Consider the following 18,764-nt stretch of genomic DNA (forward strand, 5'->3'; position numbering starts at 1 on the left):
ATGATCAGCTCACGCATCGTGCGCGGCATGACGATGAGTCTGCGCGAGCGCGAATTCGTCGTTGCGGCACGGTATATGGGCGTAAGCAACTGGCGCATCATCGTGCGTCACATCTTGCCGAATGTGGCCTCGATTCTGATCATCGACACCGCGCTCAACGTCGGCATCGCGATCCTCGCCGAAACCGGGCTCAGCTTCTTGGGTTTCGGCATCCAACCGCCGGACGTGTCACTGGGCACACTGATCGCCGACGGCACGAAATCGGCGACGACATTCCCGTGGGTGTTCTTGTTCCCGGCCGGCGTGTTGGTGCTGATCGTGTTGTGCGCCAACCTTGTCGGCGACGGCCTGCGCGACGCGATCGATCCTGGCAGCCGCGCGCTGCGGACGAGGCGTCGCAAGTGAGCCTTCTGCAAGTGACGGACTTGTCGGTCGCGTTCCCGACCGACACTGAGCGGGTTGCGGCCGTGCGCGGCATGAACTTTCACGTCGATCCCGGGGAGGTCGTCGCTCTCGTCGGCGAATCCGGGGCTGGGAAGTCCGCAAGCGCCATGGCCGTCGTCGGTCTGCTGCCCGAATACGCCGAGGTGTCCGGATCGGTCCGGCTGCACGGAGACGAACTGCTCGGACTGTCCGATCAGCGGATGTCACGGATCCGCGGCAAGACCATCGGCACGGTGTTCCAGGATCCGATGTCAGCGTTGACGCCGGTCTACACGGTCGGGGATCAGATCGCCGAAGCCATCGAAGTCCACCATCCCGACGTCGGCCGACGCGCCGCCGGCCAGCGCGCAGTCGAACTGCTCGAGTTGGTAGGAATCGCCCAACCTGAACGACGGGCCCGGTCCTTTCCCCATGAACTCTCCGGCGGCGAGCGTCAGCGCGTCGTCATCGCGATCGCGATCGCCAACGACCCTGATCTGTTGATCTGCGACGAGCCCACCACCGCGCTCGACGTGACGGTCCAGGCGCAGATCCTCGACGTGCTCAAGACCGCGCGTGACGTCACCGGCGCGGGCGTGCTGATAATCACCCACGACCTCGGGGTGGTCGCCGAGTTCGCCGACCGCGCACTGGTGATGTACGCGGGGCGTGCCGTCGAAATCGCCACCGTCGACGTGCTGTATCGCGACCGCCGGATGCCCTATACCGTCGGCTTGCTCGGCTCGGTGCCCCGCCTGGATGCCGCCCAGGGCGCTCGGTTGGTGCCCATCCCCGGCGCTCCGCCGTCGCTGGCGGCGCTGCCGCCCGGATGTCCGTTCACGCCGCGATGCCCGCTGGCCATCGACGACTGCCGCGCCGCCGAACCGGAGTTGATCGAAGTCGGTCCCGGAGCCGCTGGGCCGGCGACTGGGGGCACAAGCCATTCGGCTGCGTGTATTCGGACCGAACACGTCGCCGGGCGCAGCGCGGCCGACATCTACGGCATTTCCACCGAACCGGCCGGCGCCCCCGCGGCCGCCGACGCGCCCGTCGTACTGCGGGTGCGTGATCTGGTCAAGACCTACAAGCTGACCAAGGGAGTGGTTTTTCGCCGCCAGGTCGGCGAGGTGCGAGCGGTCGACGGCGTGAGCTTCGAGCTGCAGCAAGGCCAAACGCTGGGCATCGTCGGGGAATCGGGATCCGGCAAGTCGACCACCCTGCACCAGATCCTCGATCTGACCGCGCCACAGTCGGGTTCGATCGAGGTACTCGGCGCCGATGTCGCGGCGCTGGACCGCAGTGCCCGAAGGGCGCTGCGGTCCGATCTGCAGGTGGTGTTCCAGGATCCGGTTGCGTCGCTGGACCCACGGCTGCCGGTCTTTGAAGTGCTGGCAGAACCGTTGCGAGCCAATGGCTTTGACAAGACCCACACGGACGACCGCATAGCCGAACTCCTGGGAATTGTTGGGCTTCGCCGTGAGGATGCCAGCCGTTATCCTGCCGAGTTCTCCGGCGGGCAGAAGCAGCGCATCGGCATCGCGCGGGCGCTCGCAACGCAACCGAAGATCCTCGCGCTCGACGAACCGGTGTCGGCACTCGACGTGTCCATCCAGGCCGGCATCATCAACCTGCTGCTGGATCTGCAGCAGCAGTTCGGGCTGTCCTACCTGTTTGTCTCACACGACCTGTCGGTCGTCCGACATCTGGCCCACCGCGTGGTGGTGATGCACCAGGGCAAGATCGTCGAGCAGGGCGACAGTGACCAGGTCTTCGGCGATCCGCGCCACGAATACACCCGGCGATTGCTCGCCGCAGTCCCGCAACCAGACCCTCGGCGCAGCTAGAGTCTGTCCGCATGAAGATCCGACGCATCGCTGTGGCCGCGCTCGTTGTGGGCCTCACGCTCACCGCGTGTTCGGGCGGTGACAAGGAGGTGCCGTCGGCTGGCGGTAACGCCGAAGTGGGTACCACCAACGACATCAATCCCCAAGACCCGGCCACCCTGCAGCAAGGGGGCAATCTGCGGCTGACGCTGCCGTCGTTCCCTTCCAACTTCAACAGCCTGCACATCGACAGCGAGGGCTTCGGGGCTGCAGCGATGCGCTCGACGCTGCCCCGCGCGTTTCGCACCGCTCCTGACGGTTCGATGACGGTGAACACCGACTACTTCACCAGCGTCGAGCTGACGAGTACCGACCCCCAGGTGGTGACGTACACGATCAACCCCAAGGCGGTGTGGTCCGACGGCACGCCGATCACGTGGGAGGACATTGCGTCGCAGATCAATGCGACAAGTGGAAAAGACAAGGCATACGCGATTTCCAGCTCAGCGGGCTACGACCGGGTCGCGTCGGTCACCCGCGGTGTCGACGACCGGCAAGCCGTCATGACGTTCGCCGAGCCCTACGGCGCGTGGAAGGGCATGCTCGCCGGGAACACCATGCTCTATCCCAAGCGCATGACCGAGAATCCGGAAGTGTTCAACAAGGGTCAGCTCAACGGGCCCGGACCGTCGGCCGGGCCGTTCATCGTCTCGAACCTGGACCGTACCGCGCAGCGAATCGTGTTGACCCGCAACCCGAAATGGTGGGGCACACCGCCGTTGCTCGACAGCATCACCTACCTGGTGCTCGACGACGCCGCGCGCATACCCGCGCTGCAGAACAACACCATCGATGCCACCGGCCTCACCTCGCTCGACGAGCTCACCATCGCCCGCGGCACCCCAGGCATCTCGATCCGGCGTGCGCCGTCGAATAGTTGGTACCACTTCACTTTCAACGGCGCGCCAGGATCGATCCTGGAAAACAAAGACCTTCGTCTGGCGATCGCCAAGGGCATCGACAGGCAAGCCATCGCCGACATCACCCAGCGCGGTCTGGTCGACAAGCCGGCCACGCTCAACAACCACATCTATCTCGCAGGCCAGGAGGGCTACCAGGACAACAGCGGGATCGTGGCGTACGACCCCGAGAAGGCCAAGCAGGAACTCGACGCGCTTGGCTGGACACTGAACGGCCAGTTCCGCGAAAAGGACGGCAAACAACTGGTGATTCGCGACGTCATGTATGACTCGCTGGGCACGAGACAGATCGGTCAGATCGCGCAGAACAGCCTGGCTCAAATCGGGGTCAAGCTGGACCTGGTCACGGCGCCCGGCGGAAGTCTGTTCACAGATTTCGTGACGGTCGGCAACTTCGACATCGCACAGTTCGCCTGGCTGGGAGACCCCGACGCGCTGTGCTGCCTGACCCAGATCTACACGACGGGAGCCGAAAGCAACTTCGGCAAGATCAGCAGCCCGGAAATCGACGCCAAAGCCGAGGAGATTTACGACGAACTCGACGCCAATAAAGCGAGGGTGCTGGCCAATGAGTTCGACAAGCTCATCTGGGCGGAGGGATTCAGCCTGCCCCTGTATCAGTCGGCCGGCAACGTGGCGGTTCGCAGCAACATCGCGAACTTCGGTCCCGCCGGCCTCGGTGACCTCGACTACACCAAGATCGGCTTCATGAGGCCGTAACCCGTTGCACCGCACGGGGAACCGCGGCGGGCAACGCCTGTTCCACGGCGCCCGCAGCGGCGACTCCCCACACCAGCAGACGAATCCCGAGTCCGCCAGGCGTCGAATCCAGCGTCGCCGCGCGTGCAGGCAAACCGTCGATCGAACCGTCATAAACAGCTTTGATGATGTCCAGCGCCGCCCGCTCACGAAGATCGATGGCGCTGTGTCCCGCCGTCGCGAGATTGACCAGAACCGCACCAGGGAGCTGCGATGCGGCCCGTTGCGCCACCGACGGTGGGGTGATCAGATCGCGGCCACCCGAGATGACCACCGTCGGCCAGGCGAACTTTGGCATCTCAGCGGCCAGATCGTATGGTTCGGCCTCGAACTCCGTTGTGCCGGTGGCGGACTCGCGATACACGACGGCGGGATCGAGGGGCTTGCCGTCAGGAACGGCACCGTAGTTGAGTTCGCGATAGGCGATCCTGCCGACGAGGTCGGGCTCGTTGCGGTACGGCGCCTTGCGCTCGAACACAAGCCGGGCCGCCCGACCCAGAGCCGACCATAACCACCGCCGTCGTGCCAGCAACAGATCGAGTTGGCGCTGCAGTACCGCGGGCCCGGCGAAGCCGTAGACCGCAGCGGCGAGCTGGGCGGCAGCCGGTGACAGCGCCTCATCGCCGACGAGTTGTCGGACCTTGGGCGCAAGGAGTGCGGTCTCCGGGTCGTCGCCGTCCCACAGCAGGCGACGCGTCGCCTCGCGAACGTCATCGATGTCGTGTGCCGACAGCACCGGTGAATCGAGAACCATGGCGTGCACCCGGCCCGGGTGGCGCACACCGACACCGGCGGCGACATATGAACCGTACGAGGTGCCGTAGATGACGGCCCTGTCGACCTGTGCGTCGTCAAGGACGGCGGCCAAGTCGTCGACGACCTGGTCGATGGTCAGCGCGTCGGCTGGCAGGTCGTTCCCGTTGTCGTCGTGCCGGGACATCCCGACGCCGCGATGCTCGACCATGATCACGTCGAGCCCCTCGGCCGCGGCCCGCCGCCGAAACCCCCGGTAGAGCGCCACCGAGGCGGCGCCGGGACCGCCGGGGATGATCACCAGCGGATGCGCCGATTTACGTCCGGTGCGCTCGTAATACAGGTCGAACTCGTCGCCTCCGGGTGTCACCGGCCTGCGGATGGGACGCACTCCCGGCAGCGCGGCCAATTTGTCGTGAGCCCGGCGACGTCTGGCGTTCATCGTCATTACCGCTCATTGTGCCTGTCAAAAGATGTCGGTGATCGTTTCGCGGGCGTTAGAGTCGCGGAACGATGCGCCTGGAACAGTTTTTCGAGCGGGCGACGCAAGCGTTTGAAGTGTTGGGCGTTTCGTCGATGGTGGTGGGCTTTGTGTTCGCATTCGCCCTCGCCGTGGTCACGTGGAAGCGAACCGGTGACGGTGCTCGTGCATTCAAGACGTTGCGAGATTCTTTGGGTGGCGCGATTCTGCTCGGCTTGGAGTTGCTCGTTGCCGCGGACATCGTCAAGACCGTCACCTCCACGCCGTCGCTGACCGACGCGGCCGTGCTTGGCATGATCGTGCTCATCCGGACGGTGCTGAGTATCACCATCGAGATCGAGGTCGACGGTGTTGCGCCATGGCGGAAGGCGCTGACGACCGGCCCTCAGGTCCTTGCACGGGCCGCTCGCGAATCTGCGCGATCAACGCCCGACACTGCGTAGTTCGGATAACCGAGCTAGCCGGCAACCAGGCGGGGTCGCAGGCGCTCTGGCGTGATCTCATTGCCCGCAACAAGGTCGTTGATCAACTTGTCGGCATAGCTGATCAGTCCGGCGGCGTCTATCGCGTGCGGAGCCGGCCGGTCGTCGTGAGTGATACGCCCTGAGGCACGGCGCAGCACGGTGAGCGCACCTGTGACGTTGCCGCGCTGGACGTGGGTGATTCCGACCGCGAGTTGCGCCAGGCCCTGCCACAGCATCCGCTCATCATCAGGGGCGTTCTTCCAGGCGGCTTCGAGTACCTCATGCGCGTTGAACGCCAGGCCCCTGTCCAGCAGGTCCTGTGCGTAGGCGAGGGTTTCGCCAGGAGGCAGCTCCAAGTCGTCGGGGATCCGCGGAACGCCCTGGCTGCCCTGGGGAAGCGGGCGGCCAAGCGCGTCACGCGGACGGGGGTTTCGGGGCCGTCCCGATTCGTCGCGACCACGCTCGGTCATTTATCCATCATGACTCGCGAATCAGATCTGCGGCCCTCTCGCCGATCAGCACGCTCGGCGCGTGCGTGTGCCCGCGGATGATCGTCGGCATCACCGAAGCGTCGGCGACGCGCAAGCCGTCGACGCCGCGAACCCGCAGTTGTGGGTCGACGACGCTGGCGTCGTCGCTGCCCATCCGGCAGGTGCCGACAGGGTGATAAAGCGTGTGCGACAACGTGTTCAGCGCCTTCTCAAGGGTTTCGTCGTCGAGGCTGGTAGCTCCGCTCGGCCGCGCGATACCCGTGATCAAGCCACGAAGGGCCGCTGACTGGACGATCTTCGCGCACATCCGCAGGCCCGACATCAGCGCGGCACGGTCCTCACCCGCATCGTCGGTGAGATAACGCGGATCGATGATCGGCTTGTCCTTCGGGTCAGACGAGCGCAGCGTGATGGTGCCTCTGCTGCGGGGCTTAAGCAGAATCGGTCCGATCCCGACGGCGTGGCCCGGGTAGGGATCGCGGATGCCCTCGTCGAAAAAGGGTGCGGTTGCAAGGATCAGCTCCAGATCGGGCAGGTCGAGGTCCGGACGACTCTTCACGAAGCCGTACGCCTCCCCCACGTTGGACGTGAGCATGCCGCGCCGTCGCACCAGGTAGTTGATCAGCTGCAGCGGCTTCTCCGCGCCGAACAAGGTGTCGCTCGGGACGTCGAAACCCATCGGGATCACCAGGTGATCGAGCAGGTTGGTACCGACATCGGGAGCGTCGTGCACCACGTCGATGCCGTGCCCGGTGAGCTGGTCACGATCCCCGACGCCGGAGAGCATCAACAACTGCGGGCTGTTGATCGCGCCGCCGCACAACACCACTTCGCGACGGGCCTTCACGACCCGGCGGGCGCCGAGTTGTTCGAATTCCACACCGACCGCGCGCTTTCCGTCGAAGATCACCCTGGTGGCGGTGGCCTCAGTGTGAAGTGTCAGATTCCGCCGCCGCAGCACCGGTTTGAGGTACGCGTCGGCGGTGCTCCAGCGCGCTCCCCTGCGTTGAGTGACGCGGGTTTCGCAGAACCCTTCCGGGGCATCGATGCATTCCTGCACGGCGGTCAGCCAGAGCGCGGTCGAACTCCTGGGGCTGCGCTGCGCGGAGATGACAAGCGGACCGTTTTCGATCCTGTTGTAATACTTTTCGACGTGCGCGTAGTCCCACTCTTCGCCGGCGTGCTCGGCCCATTCGTCGTAGTCAGCGGCAAATCCACGTACCCACATCATCGCGTTCATCGACGACGAACCGCCGAGCACTTTGCCTCGCGGCCAATAGATTTCGCGCCCGTCGAGCTCCTTCTGCGGCTCGGTCAGGTAATCCCAGTCCATTTCGGTTCGGAAAAGCTTGGAAAAAGCCGCGGGAATATGGACGAACTTGTCCTTGTCCCGCGGCCCAGCCTCCAGCACCACGACTTCGACGGAGGGGTCCGCGCTGAGTCGATTGGCCACCACGGATCCGGCCGAGCCTGTTCCTACGACGATGTAGTCGGCGTCCATTTGCCGGAGTCTAAGAGCCCGCCGCGCGAGCAGACGCAAAATCACCCGACACGCCGGTCAAATTGGGAACTTTGCGTTCCCCAGCTTTCGCGTGGGCCCAGCTCGCCGGATAACCCGGGCAATCTTCACAAGTCAATCGTTCGACCATTCGAATTCGTAGTAGATCCAGTTGGTATCGGTGTAGTCGAGACGAACGCCCTCGGCATCCACCTGAAATGTCCCGACCCCGCATTCACCCTTCTTCCAGATGAACCCGTCGGGCAAAACGATCTGCGCCTGGTGGGGCTCACCAGTCACCGGATTCTTCAACGTGTCACCCGAGGCGTGCCCGAGGCCTTCGGCCGTCATCGTGGCCTTGACGCCGGTGCCCTCGAAGGTGATCGGCGCCTTCGCCAAGCCGACTACTTCGTAGGTGGTGCCCAGTATTGCCCAGGGGTCGCCGCCGAGTTGGCCCGTGTAGATCTGTGACAGGCACTCGATCTGCTCATCCGTCGTCTCGGGCGCGACGATGAACACCGCCTTGCCGTTGCCGTCGTGAATCGCGTGCGGCCAGTCGATGACCGCGATCGCCTTGACACCGGACAGATCGACGTCACCGCATGAGCCCTCGGCAATGTCGTTGCCCACCATCGCCTTGCAGCTGCCATCCGACGAGCTGGGGAAGCCGGAAAAGTTGCATGTGCAACCCGGATTGCAATTGCAGAACTCATACCCCCGACCTTGGATGTGCCAGCGAGTGCGTTGTTCGGTTGTTGTCATGGCCGTGCCTTTCGATCAGACGAGATTGGTAACGAACGCCGGGTGCACCAACAGCGCAACACCCAGAGCCAACAGCGCCACCCCGGTCACCCGGGCGAGCTGTTCACCGAACGGGGCCGCCTTCTCCAGCAGAATCAGCACGGCCAAAATCAGCATCCACGCCAATTGCATTGCGCCGAAAGCAATTAGCAGAGCCATCAACATCCAGCAGCAGCCGACACAGAACACCCCGTGCCGAGTGCCCGCGACAATCGCTCCGGTCGGGCGGTCGAGGTGCTTGCCGTGCCGCAGAAAGAACGACAGCGGCGATCGGCAATGCCGCAAGCACACCGACTTCAGCGGCGTCAGTTGATATATGCCCGCGGCCACCGCCACTGCGCCTGCAACGCGTCCCGCCCACGGGCTGCCATTCATGAGCGGCTCGTTGAGTCGGCTCCAGGCGAAGAACGCGGGAATGCCGACGACGCTCCACAGCGCGATGTACCCGCCGACGAAGAACACGGTTGGAGCCGCCTGCCCATTGGCGGCTGCCCGGTTGTAGAGCCGAACGACCGGCAGGACCGCCGGGAACATCATCGCCGTCATCATCGCCACCCACGCGACGATGAAGGCGACGAACGACATGGCCGCCTGGGGCTCCATCGCCATGCCTGGATGATGTTCCATCGCCATGGCGTCGCCGCTCATGTCCCCGGCACTGACGGCTGACCACCACCAGCCGACACCCGCCAGGACCAGCAGCGCTACCGGCAGCCAAATGTCGGTCCTACCGGAAACCCCACGAACGTCGCTAGCGCTCAAGACAGCCACCACCCCTGACAAGAACTATGGCACCGTTCGGACGCTAAGTCCGGGAATTTGCCGGCTACGCGGTCAGCGCGATGTGATGGGCGCCGCCGACGCTGGCATACCGCTGCGGGCTGCAGGTCAGCACGATGACCTGCCCGTCCCCACCGACGGCGTCGAACACCGCACCCATCTTGGCCAGCCGCTCGGCGTCGGTGAATCCCAGCGCATCGTCGATGACCACCGGAACCGCGTCTTCCTTGGCGACCAGCGCAGCGCCCGCCAGTCGAGCGACGATGCCCAGCTGTTCCTTCGCCCCGCCGGACAACGACTCATACGGCACGGTGCGCCCCGACAGTGTGCGGCTACAGATCTGCAGCGCGCTGTCGATCTCGACTTCGAATGTCTCGCCGAAGACGATGCGGCCTAACCGTTCCACCTGACTGCGGTACGGGTCGACGTAGCGCAACCGCGTGGCGTCACGATGGCGCACCATCACCGCACGCAAAAGCTGCGCGGCGCGGGCGCGACGGTGCACGCGCAGGTACTCCGCTTCCGCGTGTTCGCGTTCGGTGCCCGCCGCATCCAGTTGCCCCTTGCGGCCCTGGGTGCCGAAAACCTTCAGTTGCGCGCTGACTTCGCGCAACGCCTCGGCGACCTCATCGTGACGGTGTTGCAGCGATTCGGCACTGCGCCGGGCATCGTCGAGCGCGGCGCTGACCGTGTCCGGCGCGGTCAGGGCCAGCTCGGTGCGCAGTTGCCCAACAAGGCCGGTGAAGTGTCGCGTCTTCTCCGCGTCGGCCTCGGACTTCACGGCCAACTCGTCGTCGCCGACCGCCGTCCGCTGCAGGGTCAAGCGCTCGCGCGCAACGGTCAGTTCGGCCTGCGCGGCGGTCAGCTTCTCGCGCAGCACGCTGGCGTGCGTCGCCCTTTCCCCCAGCCGTTTCGCTGCCGCTTCGGCAACCTTGCGATGGGTCTCGCAATCCGCCATCGCCTTTTGGTGGGCAGCCACGGCGGCATCCAGCTCGGCTCGAACGGTCGCGACATCGGCTTCCAGGTCGAACAGGCCCGCGTCGGACGGCACGCGGTCATGCAACTGCGCCAGCCGGGCCCGCAGATCCTCGGCGGCCTCGTCGGTTGTCAGCGCCTCCAGCCTGGCGCAAAAGCGGTCGCGGGCTGCCACCAGCTCGCGCCGCTGCCCATCGAGGACACGTGCCGCCGCGACGTCTTCGACCTGAGCCTTAGCCAGCGCCGTCGCCAGAACCTCTTGGGCCGCATCGAGTTTGGCCTTGGTGGTCGACGCCGGTGTCCCCGGCACCACACGCGCAGTCAGCAAGCCCGGCAGTTCGATGTCGGTCGGCGCACTTGCGCTGGTGGACCAGGTGGCGCCGGCGTCGAGAGCAACCGGTTCGCCGTCGAGAACCAGCTCGACGTCCGACACCGCGACGAGTTCGATCCGCGCGGACATCAGCTCAACCTGACCGGCGGCCAATTCGACCGCGGCGGCAGCCTCCTCGATGGTCCGCATCAGCGCGTCGGTCAACGGAATGCCCGCGAGTCCGCGGTCGATGCGGTCGAGTTCGCGCTTGGACACGTCGATCTTGGCGAGCTTGGCGGCGAGCCGGTCCGCCTCGTCGCGGTCCGAGAGCTGTTCGACCGCTCGGCGAGCCGCGTCGACACGGGTCCGGCTGGTCTCCACCGCCTTTCGCGCCTCGTCTGCCGCGGCCTCGGCCGCCTCCTGAACCTCGGCGGCGGTCGCCTGTTCGGCGGCGGCCTCGGCGGCCGCCGCCTCCAGTTGCGTGATCGTCGCGGCCCGCTCATCGATGTCGACCCGCAACCGCCGCCGCTCGGTGAGCGCCGCCGTCGAGGCGGTGTGAGTGGCATCCGCCGCCGCAGCCACCACCTCGGCCTCTTTGAGCTGCTGGGTCAGCGCCGCGACCTCCTCCGCCGCGGCCTGCGCGGCGGCGAGCCGCTTCGCCGTGTCGCCACGCTCATCAGTGAGCTGGGCAAGGTCGTGCGTCAGTGCCGCATGCCTGCGCACCGCGTCGTCGACCTCGGCGACGGCCGCCGCGCAACGGGCCACCTCGTCGTCGGCGGCGCGCAGCCGGTTGGTCGCCGTCGCCCACTCCCCCGTCGGGCGGCCCGTTGGCGTGAAGTAGCGCTGGTATTCGGCGTCGATACGGTCGATGAGCAGCGGTTCGGCGCCCGAAAGCTGCACGGCCTCACCCGCGGCCACGTCGAGCGCACGCGACAGTGCGTCGCATCCCGACAGGTCCACCGGGGCGGTCGACGCGGCCTGCAACACGCGCTGCGCCTGCCACAGATCCATGTCGACGGTTTCGTCAAGCAGCGCCAATACGCGTTCGTGCGCCTCGTCGCCGGTGAGCTGCTCGCGGCGAGGCGTCAGAACCGTCAGTTGCGTCTCGCAGCGCTTGTGGAAGCGCTTGTGGTAGACGAATCGGTAAGGGCCAGTAGAGATTTCGGCGGTGATTTCGGCGCCGACGTCGGCATGGGTCGGCTTGACCTGCTTGACGTCCTTCTTGTTCGACCGATCCTTGGAGTGCAAGAGCAGGTCGAGCGCCTCGATCATCGACGACTTGCCGATCTCGTTCGCGCCGCTGACCACCACGACACCGTGGTCAGGAAATTCGATCTCGCGGTGAGTGATTCCGCGGTAGTTGGTCAAGACCAGCCGGTGCAGCTTCACGCGACGCCCCTGTCGACGAGGCGCAGCAGCAGCGCCAGCGCGGCACGGGCATCGTCGGCGTCGTCAGCCTCAGACCGGGCGGTGGTGACCAACTCGTCGACCGCCGCCGCCGCGAAACCACCGATGCCAAGATCGTCGAACTCGCCGTCGGCGGGAATCACCGCGATGTCGGTTTGCTTCTCCCACAGCACGAGCGAGGCGAACAGCCGGGCGTAGCGGTCCAGGCATGCATCGAGCGCGGCCTTGTCAGTCACGGTCAGTGAGCCCGTCAGGCCAACCCGCACCACCGTGCGCTCCTTGTCCGGCATCAGATCGAGGTTGATGTCAAGATCGGCCACATCACGGCCGCTGTCCACGGAGCGGCGCAGCGTCACGAACCGCCAGCTGCCGACCTGCCGTGCATTGACGTGCACCGGCCGCTCCGGATGGTCCTCATCGATGTCGACGACCAGCACGTTGCCGGGATCGGTTTCGATGTCGTCGTAGTTGGTGACCTCCGGCGAGCCGGAGTACCAGATCCGACCGGTGGCGCCCACCTGCATGCGAGAGTGCTTGTCGCCCAACGCTATATAGTGCACGGTGCCGCGAGCGATGGCCGCCTCCAGCGCCGCAAGCCGGATGAGCGACGGCCTGTCCTTGTCGGGGACGAAGATGTCGACGGCGCCGTGCCCGACAAGGACGCGGGTGACCCCGTCGGCCGTCAGTCCGTTGAGCACGTCGGCGACCGGGTCGGCCGTCGGCGCCTTGGATCGCCATGGCGCGGCGACGATTTCCAGGCCTGGCCGCACCTCGTGCACACCGGGCCGGTCGAGCACCGTGACGTTGTCCGGGCATTCGGAGGTGAACAGCGCACTGGTGTACACCGATGACGCGTCAAGCGGATCGTGGTTTCCGGGCAGCAGGTACACCGGGACGCCGATGGCACGCATCGCTTCCAGGGACTGACTGACGACCCGCGGCGCGAGTTGGTTGTCCTCGAAGACGTCGCCGGCCACCACGACGAACTCGGCGCCCTCTTCGGCGGCCAGCAACCCCAGACCCGCCACGACGTCGCGCCGCGCGGCCGAATACCGCGGCTGCGCCTCACCGTTCAGGAAGTAACGGGTCATGCCGAGTTGCCAGTCGGCGGTGTGGATAAACCGCATCTCGGCCCGCCTTCCCGTCTCGTCGTGTTCGCTTCATTTCCTGGGCAAGGCGAGTGTAGGTCTGGGCCCCGACAAGTCTCGGGACGTGCATCGGCATGCCCTACGGTTAGTCGGTGAGCAACTCCTACCGCACGCTGATGTTGCTTCGGCACGCCAAGTCGGACTACCCGGCGGGCGTCGCCGATCACGAACGTCCCCTTGCCCCCCGCGGTGTCCGGGAAGCAGGGCTGGCCGGCGACTGGCTACGCGCGCATGCACCCGCCATCGACGCAGTGCTCTGCTCGACGGCGACCCGCACGCGCGAGACGCTGGCGCGAACCCGCATCGAGGCGCCGGTGAACTACGTCGACCGGCTCTACGACGCGACGCCCGGCGCGGTGATCGAGGAGATCAACGGTGTCGGCGCCGACGTCGAGACGCTGCTGGTCATCGGCCACGAGCCGGCAATGTCGGCGGTCGCGCTCGGATTGGCCGCCCCCGACGGCAGCAACACCACTGCCGCGGAGAGCATTTCGACGAAGTTCCCGACCTCGGCCATCGCGGTGTTACGCACCAGCGAGCCGTGGGACCAGCTGACGCTCAGCGGCGCCGCGCTGGTCACGTTCCACGTGCCTCGTTAGTCGCTAGGCATTGGTCGCGAGCGTGAGCTCCATCAGCTTGATTGCCATCGCGCAACCGTCGATGCCGGGTGTCTGAGGGTTCACCCACCAGCCGACGACGCCGCCGGCGTCACTGGCCACCCCGCATGCGCCGTTCGGGTCGTTGGGACGCATCACGATCGACCGAACACCAGCAATGGTCCGGTCCTCGATCCGATACTCGAGTCCCTCTGCCGTCTGGCGTTCGTTGTCCAGGCTGCCCTGCTCGAACCAGAACCGGGTGATGTCGATCAGGCCCGCCGGGTTGGCGGCCTGCCAGCGGCACACCGCCCCGACGAACGTGCTCTGAATGTCCAACGGATCGGCGCCGACGGTCTTGGCGAGGATGTCCTCGGTCAGCACTTCACATTCTTTGAGCAGGTTCGGGTACGTCTTCTCCGAATTGTCATTGCGCGGCACATCGCCGGATCCCGACTTGGCCGCAGTGCCCTCGACCGTCTGCGTGCAGCCGGTCAGCAGCACAAACGAGCTCAGCGCGACCATCAGACCGGCAGCGGCGCGGCGAATAACGGCCCGGCTCATTTGGAGTTCACAATCGACTGGCGGGTCAGTTCCTTGGCGACGTCACAAGGATCGGGGAACGGCTCTTCGGCGAAGCTGATCGACCATTCGATGAAGTCGTCGCCGAACTGGATGCCGATCTCGCACAGGTTGACCAAGACCCTCGACGGATTGCTGATATCGGGGGTCTCACCGACAGCGATGAAGCCGTCGTGGCCCTCGATGTTGATGTCCTCGACACTCGCGCGCGAGAGTTCCTCGGTCTTGCGTTCCCGACCGATCGGGCTGCCGCGATACCAGGTGAACGAGAAATGCGGGCCCGAGATGCCGCCGCCCACCAACCACTGGCAGCCCACCGAGGTGGTCGCCGTGTTCACCAGGCCCGTGACACGGGTCAGTTCGCCCATCGTCTGGTCGCTGATGCCTCCGCACTGCGGAAAGAACGGCCCGTGCGACGCGTTCTGCTGCGGCGCGGACGTCTGGGGAACCTCGGGAGAGGTCGGCTCGGGATCGGAGCATGCGGCAAACACCGGAATCATCGCGGCGGCCGCCACGGCCAGGGCCTTCGCTTTCCGGCTCCTACCGGTCGCGCACATCCTCGGGGTCACGCCATGCACTGTAGCGGCAGCCCGGTACCTCAACCACCGACATGCCGATTGACCTGCCGTTTTATCTAATTCACAGCTGTTGCGGCCGTACACAACTCGGGCCGGGTCATGTGCGACAGTAACGGGATGCTCTGGGCGCTGCTGCGACAGTACGTGCGGCCGTACCGAGGGCTGCTCTCGATCGTTGCGGTGCTTCAGACCATCAGCACACTGGCGTCGCTCTACCTGCCGACCGTCAACGCCGCGATCATCGACGACGGTGTGGCCACCGGCGACCTGCGAAGGATCATCGAGCTGGGCGGGGTGATGCTGGCCGTCACGGCGCTGCAGGTGGTGTGCGCGGTGGGCGCGGTGTACTTCGGATCGCGTGCCGGCATGGGGGTCGGCCGCGATCTGCGCTCGGCGATGTTTCACCACGTCACCGGCTTCTCGGCCCAGGAGACGGCGCGGTTCGGCGCCCCGTCGCTGTTGACCCGCACCACCAACGACGTCCAGCAGATCCAGGTGCTGGTGCAGCTGACCTGCACGATGCTGATCACCGCGCCGATCATGTCGGTCGGCGGCATCTTCATGGCGGTGCATCAGGATGCGGGCCTGTCGTGGCTGCTGCTGGTCAGCGTGCCGGTGCTGGCCGCGGCCAACTACTGGATCGTGTCGCACCTGCTACCGATCTTCCGTCGCATGCAGAGGCACATCGACAACATCAACCGGGTGATGCGCGAACAACTTTCGGGTATCCGCGTCATCCGAGCGTTCGCCTCAGAACCGTTCGAGCGCAACCGATTCGCCCAAGCCAATCAGGCGCTGGCGGACACCGCGCTGGATGCAGGCCGATGGCAGGCGCTGATGCTGCCGGTGACCACGTTGGTGATCAACGTCTCCAGCGTCGCGCTGATCTGGTTCGGCGGCATGCGGATCGACAACGGCCAGATGCAGGTCGGCTCGCTGATCGCGTTCCTGTCCTATTTCATGCAGATCCTGATGGCCGTCCTGCTAGCGACATTCATGCTGGTGATTTTTCCGCGCGCGTCGGTGTGCGCCGAGCGGATCACCGAGGTGCTGTCGACCACGCCCGCGATCGCCAGCCCCGACAATCCGGCGCGACCGGACGCCATCGAAGGCGAGATCCGGCTGGACGCCGCGACATTCAGCTATCCCGGCGCTGACCGGCCTGTGCTGCAAGATGTTTCGCTGACGGCCCGGCCAGGCACCACAACCGCCATCGTCGGGTCCACCGGTTCGGGCAAGTCGACGCTGGTGTCGCTCATCTGCCGGCTCTACGACGTGACGGCCGGGTCCGCACTCATCGACGGCATCGATGTTCGCGACTACGACACCGAGCAGCTCTGGTCGGCGATCGGCCTGGTGCCGCAGCGCGGCTACCTGTTCTCCGGGACGGTGGCCGACAATCTGCGCTACGGCAAGGCCGATGCGACCGACGACGAGATGTGGGAGGCGCTGCGGGTGGCGGCCGCCGACGACTTCGTGCGGGCCCACGCCGACGGATTGGGCATGCCCGTCGCGCAGGGCGGCATCAACTTCTCCGGCGGGCAGCGTCAGCGGCTAGCGATCGCGCGCGCCGTCATCCGCCGACCGGCCATCTATTTGTTCGACGACTCCTTCTCGGCCCTGGATGTGCACACCGACGTCCGAGTCCGCGCCGCATTGCGCGAGGTATCCGTCGGGTCGACGGTGATGATTGTCTCGCAGCGAATTTCGACGGTCGCGCAGGCAGACCAGATCGTCGTCGTGGACGACGGCCGCGTGGTGGGAATCGGAACGCACGAGCAGCTCCTGACGAGCTGTGCCCCCTACGCCGAGTTAGCCGACTCGCAATCGGTCGGCGCCGGAGTCGGGGGCCAACATTGACCGGGCCGATGGGACGGCCCATCCGCGGCGTCGTGCAGGCGCCCACGCAGCGTTCCCGCGACTTCAAGGGCTCGGCGATCCGGTTGGTGAAGCAGCTGACACCGCAGCGCGGCCTGACGACGATGGTGATTCTGCTGGGGATCGGTGGGATTGCGATCAGCGTGATCGGCCCGCGAATCCTCGGGCACGCCACCGACTTGCTGTTCAACGGCGTCATCGGGCGGCAACTGCCAGCGGGACTTACCAAGGAGCAGGCGATCGAGGCCGCCCGCGCACGTGGCGACAACACGTTCGCCGATCTGCTGTCGGGCATGAACGTGGTGCCGGGAAGCGGTGTCGACTTCGGCGCCATCGCGCGCACGCTGTTGCTCGCGCTTGGCTTGTATCTGGTTGCCGCGCTCCTTATTTGGCTTCAAGCCCGGCTGCTGAACGTTGCGGTGCAGCGCACCATGGTTTCGCTGCGTTCGGATGTCGAGGACAAGGTGCACAGAATGCCCTTGTCCTACTTTGACTCCCGTCAGCGCGGCGAGGTGCTGAGCAGGGTCACCAACGATGTCGACAACATCCAGACGTCCTTGTCGATGACGATCAGCCAGCTGCTCACCTCGGTCCTGACGGTGGTGGCGGTGCTGGTCGCGATGTTGACCATCTCACCGCTGCTGACATTGCTCACCGTGCTGACCGTGCCGCTGTCCCTGTGGGTGACGCGGGCCATCGCGCGGCGATCGCAAAAGCTGTTCGTGGCGCAGTGGGCCAACACCGGCCGGCTCAACGCGCACATCGAGGAGACCTACAGCGGTTTCACCATCGTCAAGACCTTCGGCCACCGCGCCCACGCGCAGGAGCAGTTCCGCGAGCACAACGACAACGTCTACCAAGCCAGCTTTGGGGCGCAGTTCTTTTCGGGTCTGGTCTCGCCTGCCACGACGTTCATCGGCAACCTCAGCTACGTCGCCGTCGCGGTGGTCGGCGGTATCCAGGTGGCGACGGGGCAGATCACGCTCGGCAGCATCCAGGCCTTCATCCAGTACGTGCGCCAGTTCAACCAGCCACTTACCCAGGTCGCCGGGATGTACAACACGCTGCAGTCCGGGATCGCCAGCGCAGAGCGGGTTTTCGAGCTGCTCGACGCCGACGAGCAGACACCGGAACCGCCGGCTGCGCTGGCATCGCCGGACGGCACACGCGGCAGGGTGGAGTTCGAGAACGTCAACTTCAGCTATCGGCCCGGCACTCCGGTGATCGAGGACCTGTCACTAGTCGCCGAACCCGGCAGCACGGTCGCGATCGTCGGGCCGACCGGCGCGGGCAAAACCACGCTGGTGAACCTGCTGATGCGGTTCTACGAGGTGGATTCGGGCCGCATCCTGGTCGACGGGGTGGACATCTCATCGGTGAGCCGGCGGTCGCTGCGCTCGCGAATCGGCATGGTGTTGCAAGACACCTGGCTCTTCGGCGGCACGATCTACGAGAACATCGCCTACGGCCGGCCGGATGCCAGCGAGGACGAGGTGATCGAAGCCGCCAAGGCGGCGTTCGTCGACCGGTTCGTGCACACCTTGCCCGACGGCTACCAGACCCGGGTCAGCGACGACGGCGGCAACATCAGCGCAGGAGAAAAGCAGCTCATTACAATCGCCCGCGCGGTCCTGGCCCGCCCGCAATTGCTGGTCCTCGACGAGGCCACCAGTTCCGTTGACACCCGCACCGAGCTGCTGATCCAGCACGCGATGGGTGAATTACGCCGCGATCGAACGAGTTTCATCATCGCGCACCGGCTTTCGACGATCCGCGATGCCGATGTCATCTTGGTGATGGAGGCAGGCAGGATCGTCGAGCGCGGCAGCCATGCCGAGCTGTTGGCCCGTCACGGCGAATATTGGGCGATGACGCAGGCCTAGCGGCCGTCGACTGTGCGGTTTCGTACGCGACACGCCGTAGCGGCGTATGAAACCGCACAGTCGCGCGGCCGGCTAGGCGATATGCCCTGGGTGAACGTCTGTGCGGTAGCAGGGCATCGCGAGAGTAGGGAATATGACGGAATCCGCACCCGAT

The 18,764-nt window shown here is 65.8% G+C and carries 16 protein-coding genes; 7 read left to right on the top strand and 9 right to left on the bottom strand.

Features of this window, described 5'->3' with window-relative positions; translation table 11 throughout:
- The 3 genes from VFH65_RS28555 to VFH65_RS28565 all read left to right on the top strand — a co-directional run.
- Nucleotides 1–405: ABC transporter permease (locus VFH65_RS28555; protein WP_353326379.1), on the top strand; the 405-nt coding region annotated here is incomplete at its 5' end.
- Entirely contained in the window at nucleotides 402–2,267 is a 1,866-nt protein-coding gene (locus tag VFH65_RS28560) for an ABC transporter ATP-binding protein (protein WP_353326381.1), read from the top strand. The genes VFH65_RS28555 and VFH65_RS28560, both read left to right, overlap by 4 nt.
- Before the next feature lie 11 nt (nucleotides 2,268–2,278).
- Nucleotides 2,279–3,946 (top strand): ABC transporter family substrate-binding protein, encoded by a 1,668-nt coding sequence (locus VFH65_RS28565; RefSeq protein ID WP_353326383.1) that lies wholly within the window; start codon nucleotides 2,279–2,281, stop codon nucleotides 3,944–3,946.
- On the opposite strand, the gene VFH65_RS28570 is transcribed toward VFH65_RS28565, so the two are convergent.
- Nucleotides 3,933–5,186, bottom strand: a complete 1,254-nt coding sequence (locus VFH65_RS28570) for an alpha/beta hydrolase (RefSeq protein ID WP_353326385.1) — start codon at nucleotides 5,184–5,186, stop codon at nucleotides 3,933–3,935. The two genes, VFH65_RS28565 and VFH65_RS28570, sit on opposite strands and share 14 nt — an antisense overlap.
- Nucleotides 5,187–5,251: 65 nt before the next feature.
- On the opposite strand from VFH65_RS28570, the gene VFH65_RS28575 reads away from it, so the two are divergent.
- Nucleotides 5,252–5,662, top strand: a complete 411-nt coding sequence (locus tag VFH65_RS28575) for a DUF1622 domain-containing protein (protein ID WP_353326387.1) — start codon at nucleotides 5,252–5,254, stop codon at nucleotides 5,660–5,662.
- 14 nt (nucleotides 5,663–5,676) lie between these two features.
- On the opposite strand, the gene VFH65_RS28580 is transcribed toward VFH65_RS28575, so the two are convergent.
- The 6 genes from VFH65_RS28580 to VFH65_RS28605 form a co-directional block, all read right to left on the bottom strand.
- A complete protein-coding gene (locus VFH65_RS28580; RefSeq protein ID WP_353326389.1) occupies nucleotides 5,677–6,153 on the bottom strand; it encodes a DUF309 domain-containing protein in 477 nt (158 codons plus the stop codon).
- Between the two features lie 7 nt (nucleotides 6,154–6,160).
- On the bottom strand, nucleotides 6,161–7,675 hold the full coding sequence (locus VFH65_RS28585) for a GMC family oxidoreductase (protein ID WP_353326391.1): 1,515 nt from the start codon (nucleotides 7,673–7,675) through the stop codon (nucleotides 6,161–6,163).
- A 132-nt stretch (nucleotides 7,676–7,807) separates the two neighbouring features.
- Nucleotides 7,808–8,434: a DUF1326 domain-containing protein gene (locus VFH65_RS28590; RefSeq protein WP_353326392.1), complete on the bottom strand. Its 627-nt coding sequence runs from the start codon at nucleotides 8,432–8,434 to the stop codon at nucleotides 7,808–7,810.
- 15 nt (nucleotides 8,435–8,449) lie between these two features.
- Nucleotides 8,450–9,235, bottom strand: coding sequence for a DUF2182 domain-containing protein (locus VFH65_RS28595; RefSeq protein ID WP_353326394.1), 786 nt, complete (start codon nucleotides 9,233–9,235; stop codon nucleotides 8,450–8,452).
- A gap of 64 nt (nucleotides 9,236–9,299) precedes the next feature.
- Entirely contained in the window at nucleotides 9,300–11,927 is a 2,628-nt protein-coding gene (locus tag VFH65_RS28600) for an AAA family ATPase (protein ID WP_353326395.1), read from the bottom strand.
- Nucleotides 11,924–13,072 (bottom strand): metallophosphoesterase family protein, encoded by a 1,149-nt coding sequence (locus tag VFH65_RS28605; protein WP_353326397.1) that lies wholly within the window; start codon nucleotides 13,070–13,072, stop codon nucleotides 11,924–11,926. The genes VFH65_RS28600 and VFH65_RS28605 overlap by 4 nt, the downstream gene beginning before the upstream one ends.
- A 137-nt stretch (nucleotides 13,073–13,209) precedes the next feature.
- Between VFH65_RS28605 and VFH65_RS28610 the strand changes: the two genes are divergently transcribed.
- On the top strand, nucleotides 13,210–13,692 hold the full coding sequence (locus VFH65_RS28610) for a SixA phosphatase family protein (protein WP_353326426.1): 483 nt from the start codon (nucleotides 13,210–13,212) through the stop codon (nucleotides 13,690–13,692).
- 3 nt (nucleotides 13,693–13,695) lie between these two features.
- Here the strand turns inward: VFH65_RS28610 and VFH65_RS28615 are convergent, their stop codons facing one another.
- Nucleotides 13,696–14,214 (bottom strand): DUF3558 domain-containing protein, encoded by a 519-nt coding sequence (locus VFH65_RS28615; protein ID WP_353326428.1) that lies wholly within the window; start codon nucleotides 14,212–14,214, stop codon nucleotides 13,696–13,698.
- A 35-nt stretch (nucleotides 14,215–14,249) separates the two neighbouring features.
- Entirely contained in the window at nucleotides 14,250–14,849 is a 600-nt protein-coding gene (locus tag VFH65_RS28620; protein WP_414688527.1) for a DUF3558 domain-containing protein, read from the bottom strand.
- A gap of 117 nt (nucleotides 14,850–14,966) precedes the next feature.
- Here VFH65_RS28620 and VFH65_RS28625 point away from each other — a divergent pair, with 117 nt between their 5' ends.
- Entirely contained in the window at nucleotides 14,967–16,709 is a 1,743-nt protein-coding gene (locus VFH65_RS28625) for an ABC transporter ATP-binding protein (protein ID WP_353326399.1), read from the top strand.
- A gap of 8 nt (nucleotides 16,710–16,717) precedes the next feature.
- Nucleotides 16,718–18,610, top strand: coding sequence for an ABC transporter ATP-binding protein (locus VFH65_RS28630; RefSeq protein WP_353326401.1), 1,893 nt, complete (start codon nucleotides 16,718–16,720; stop codon nucleotides 18,608–18,610).
- Nucleotides 18,611–18,764 lie beyond the last annotated feature (154 nt).

It is taken from the genome of Mycobacterium sp., assembly GCF_035697385.1.
Lineage (GTDB): Bacteria > Actinomycetota > Actinomycetes > Mycobacteriales > Mycobacteriaceae > Mycobacterium.

Coding starts and splice junctions, on each gene's coding strand:
- VFH65_RS28565 (WP_353326383.1), top strand. CDS start 2,279: ATGAAGATCCGACGCATCGCTGTGGCCGCGCTCGTTGTGGGCCTCACG.
- VFH65_RS28570 (WP_353326385.1), bottom strand. CDS start 5,186: ATGACGATGAACGCCAGACGTCGCCGGGCTCACGACAAATTGGCCGCG.
- VFH65_RS28575 (WP_353326387.1), top strand. CDS start 5,252: ATGCGCCTGGAACAGTTTTTCGAGCGGGCGACGCAAGCGTTTGAAGTG.
- VFH65_RS28580 (WP_353326389.1), bottom strand. CDS start 6,153: ATGACCGAGCGTGGTCGCGACGAATCGGGACGGCCCCGAAACCCCCGT.
- VFH65_RS28585 (WP_353326391.1), bottom strand. CDS start 7,675: ATGGACGCCGACTACATCGTCGTAGGAACAGGCTCGGCCGGATCCGTG.
- VFH65_RS28590 (WP_353326392.1), bottom strand. CDS start 8,434: ATGACAACAACCGAACAACGCACTCGCTGGCACATCCAAGGTCGGGGG.
- VFH65_RS28605 (WP_353326397.1), bottom strand. CDS start 13,072: ATGCGGTTTATCCACACCGCCGACTGGCAACTCGGCATGACCCGTTAC.
- VFH65_RS28610 (WP_353326426.1), top strand. CDS start 13,210: ATGTTGCTTCGGCACGCCAAGTCGGACTACCCGGCGGGCGTCGCCGAT.
- VFH65_RS28615 (WP_353326428.1), bottom strand. CDS start 14,214: ATGGTCGCGCTGAGCTCGTTTGTGCTGCTGACCGGCTGCACGCAGACG.
- VFH65_RS28625 (WP_353326399.1), top strand. CDS start 14,967: ATGCTCTGGGCGCTGCTGCGACAGTACGTGCGGCCGTACCGAGGGCTG.
- VFH65_RS28630 (WP_353326401.1), top strand. CDS start 16,718: ATGGGACGGCCCATCCGCGGCGTCGTGCAGGCGCCCACGCAGCGTTCC.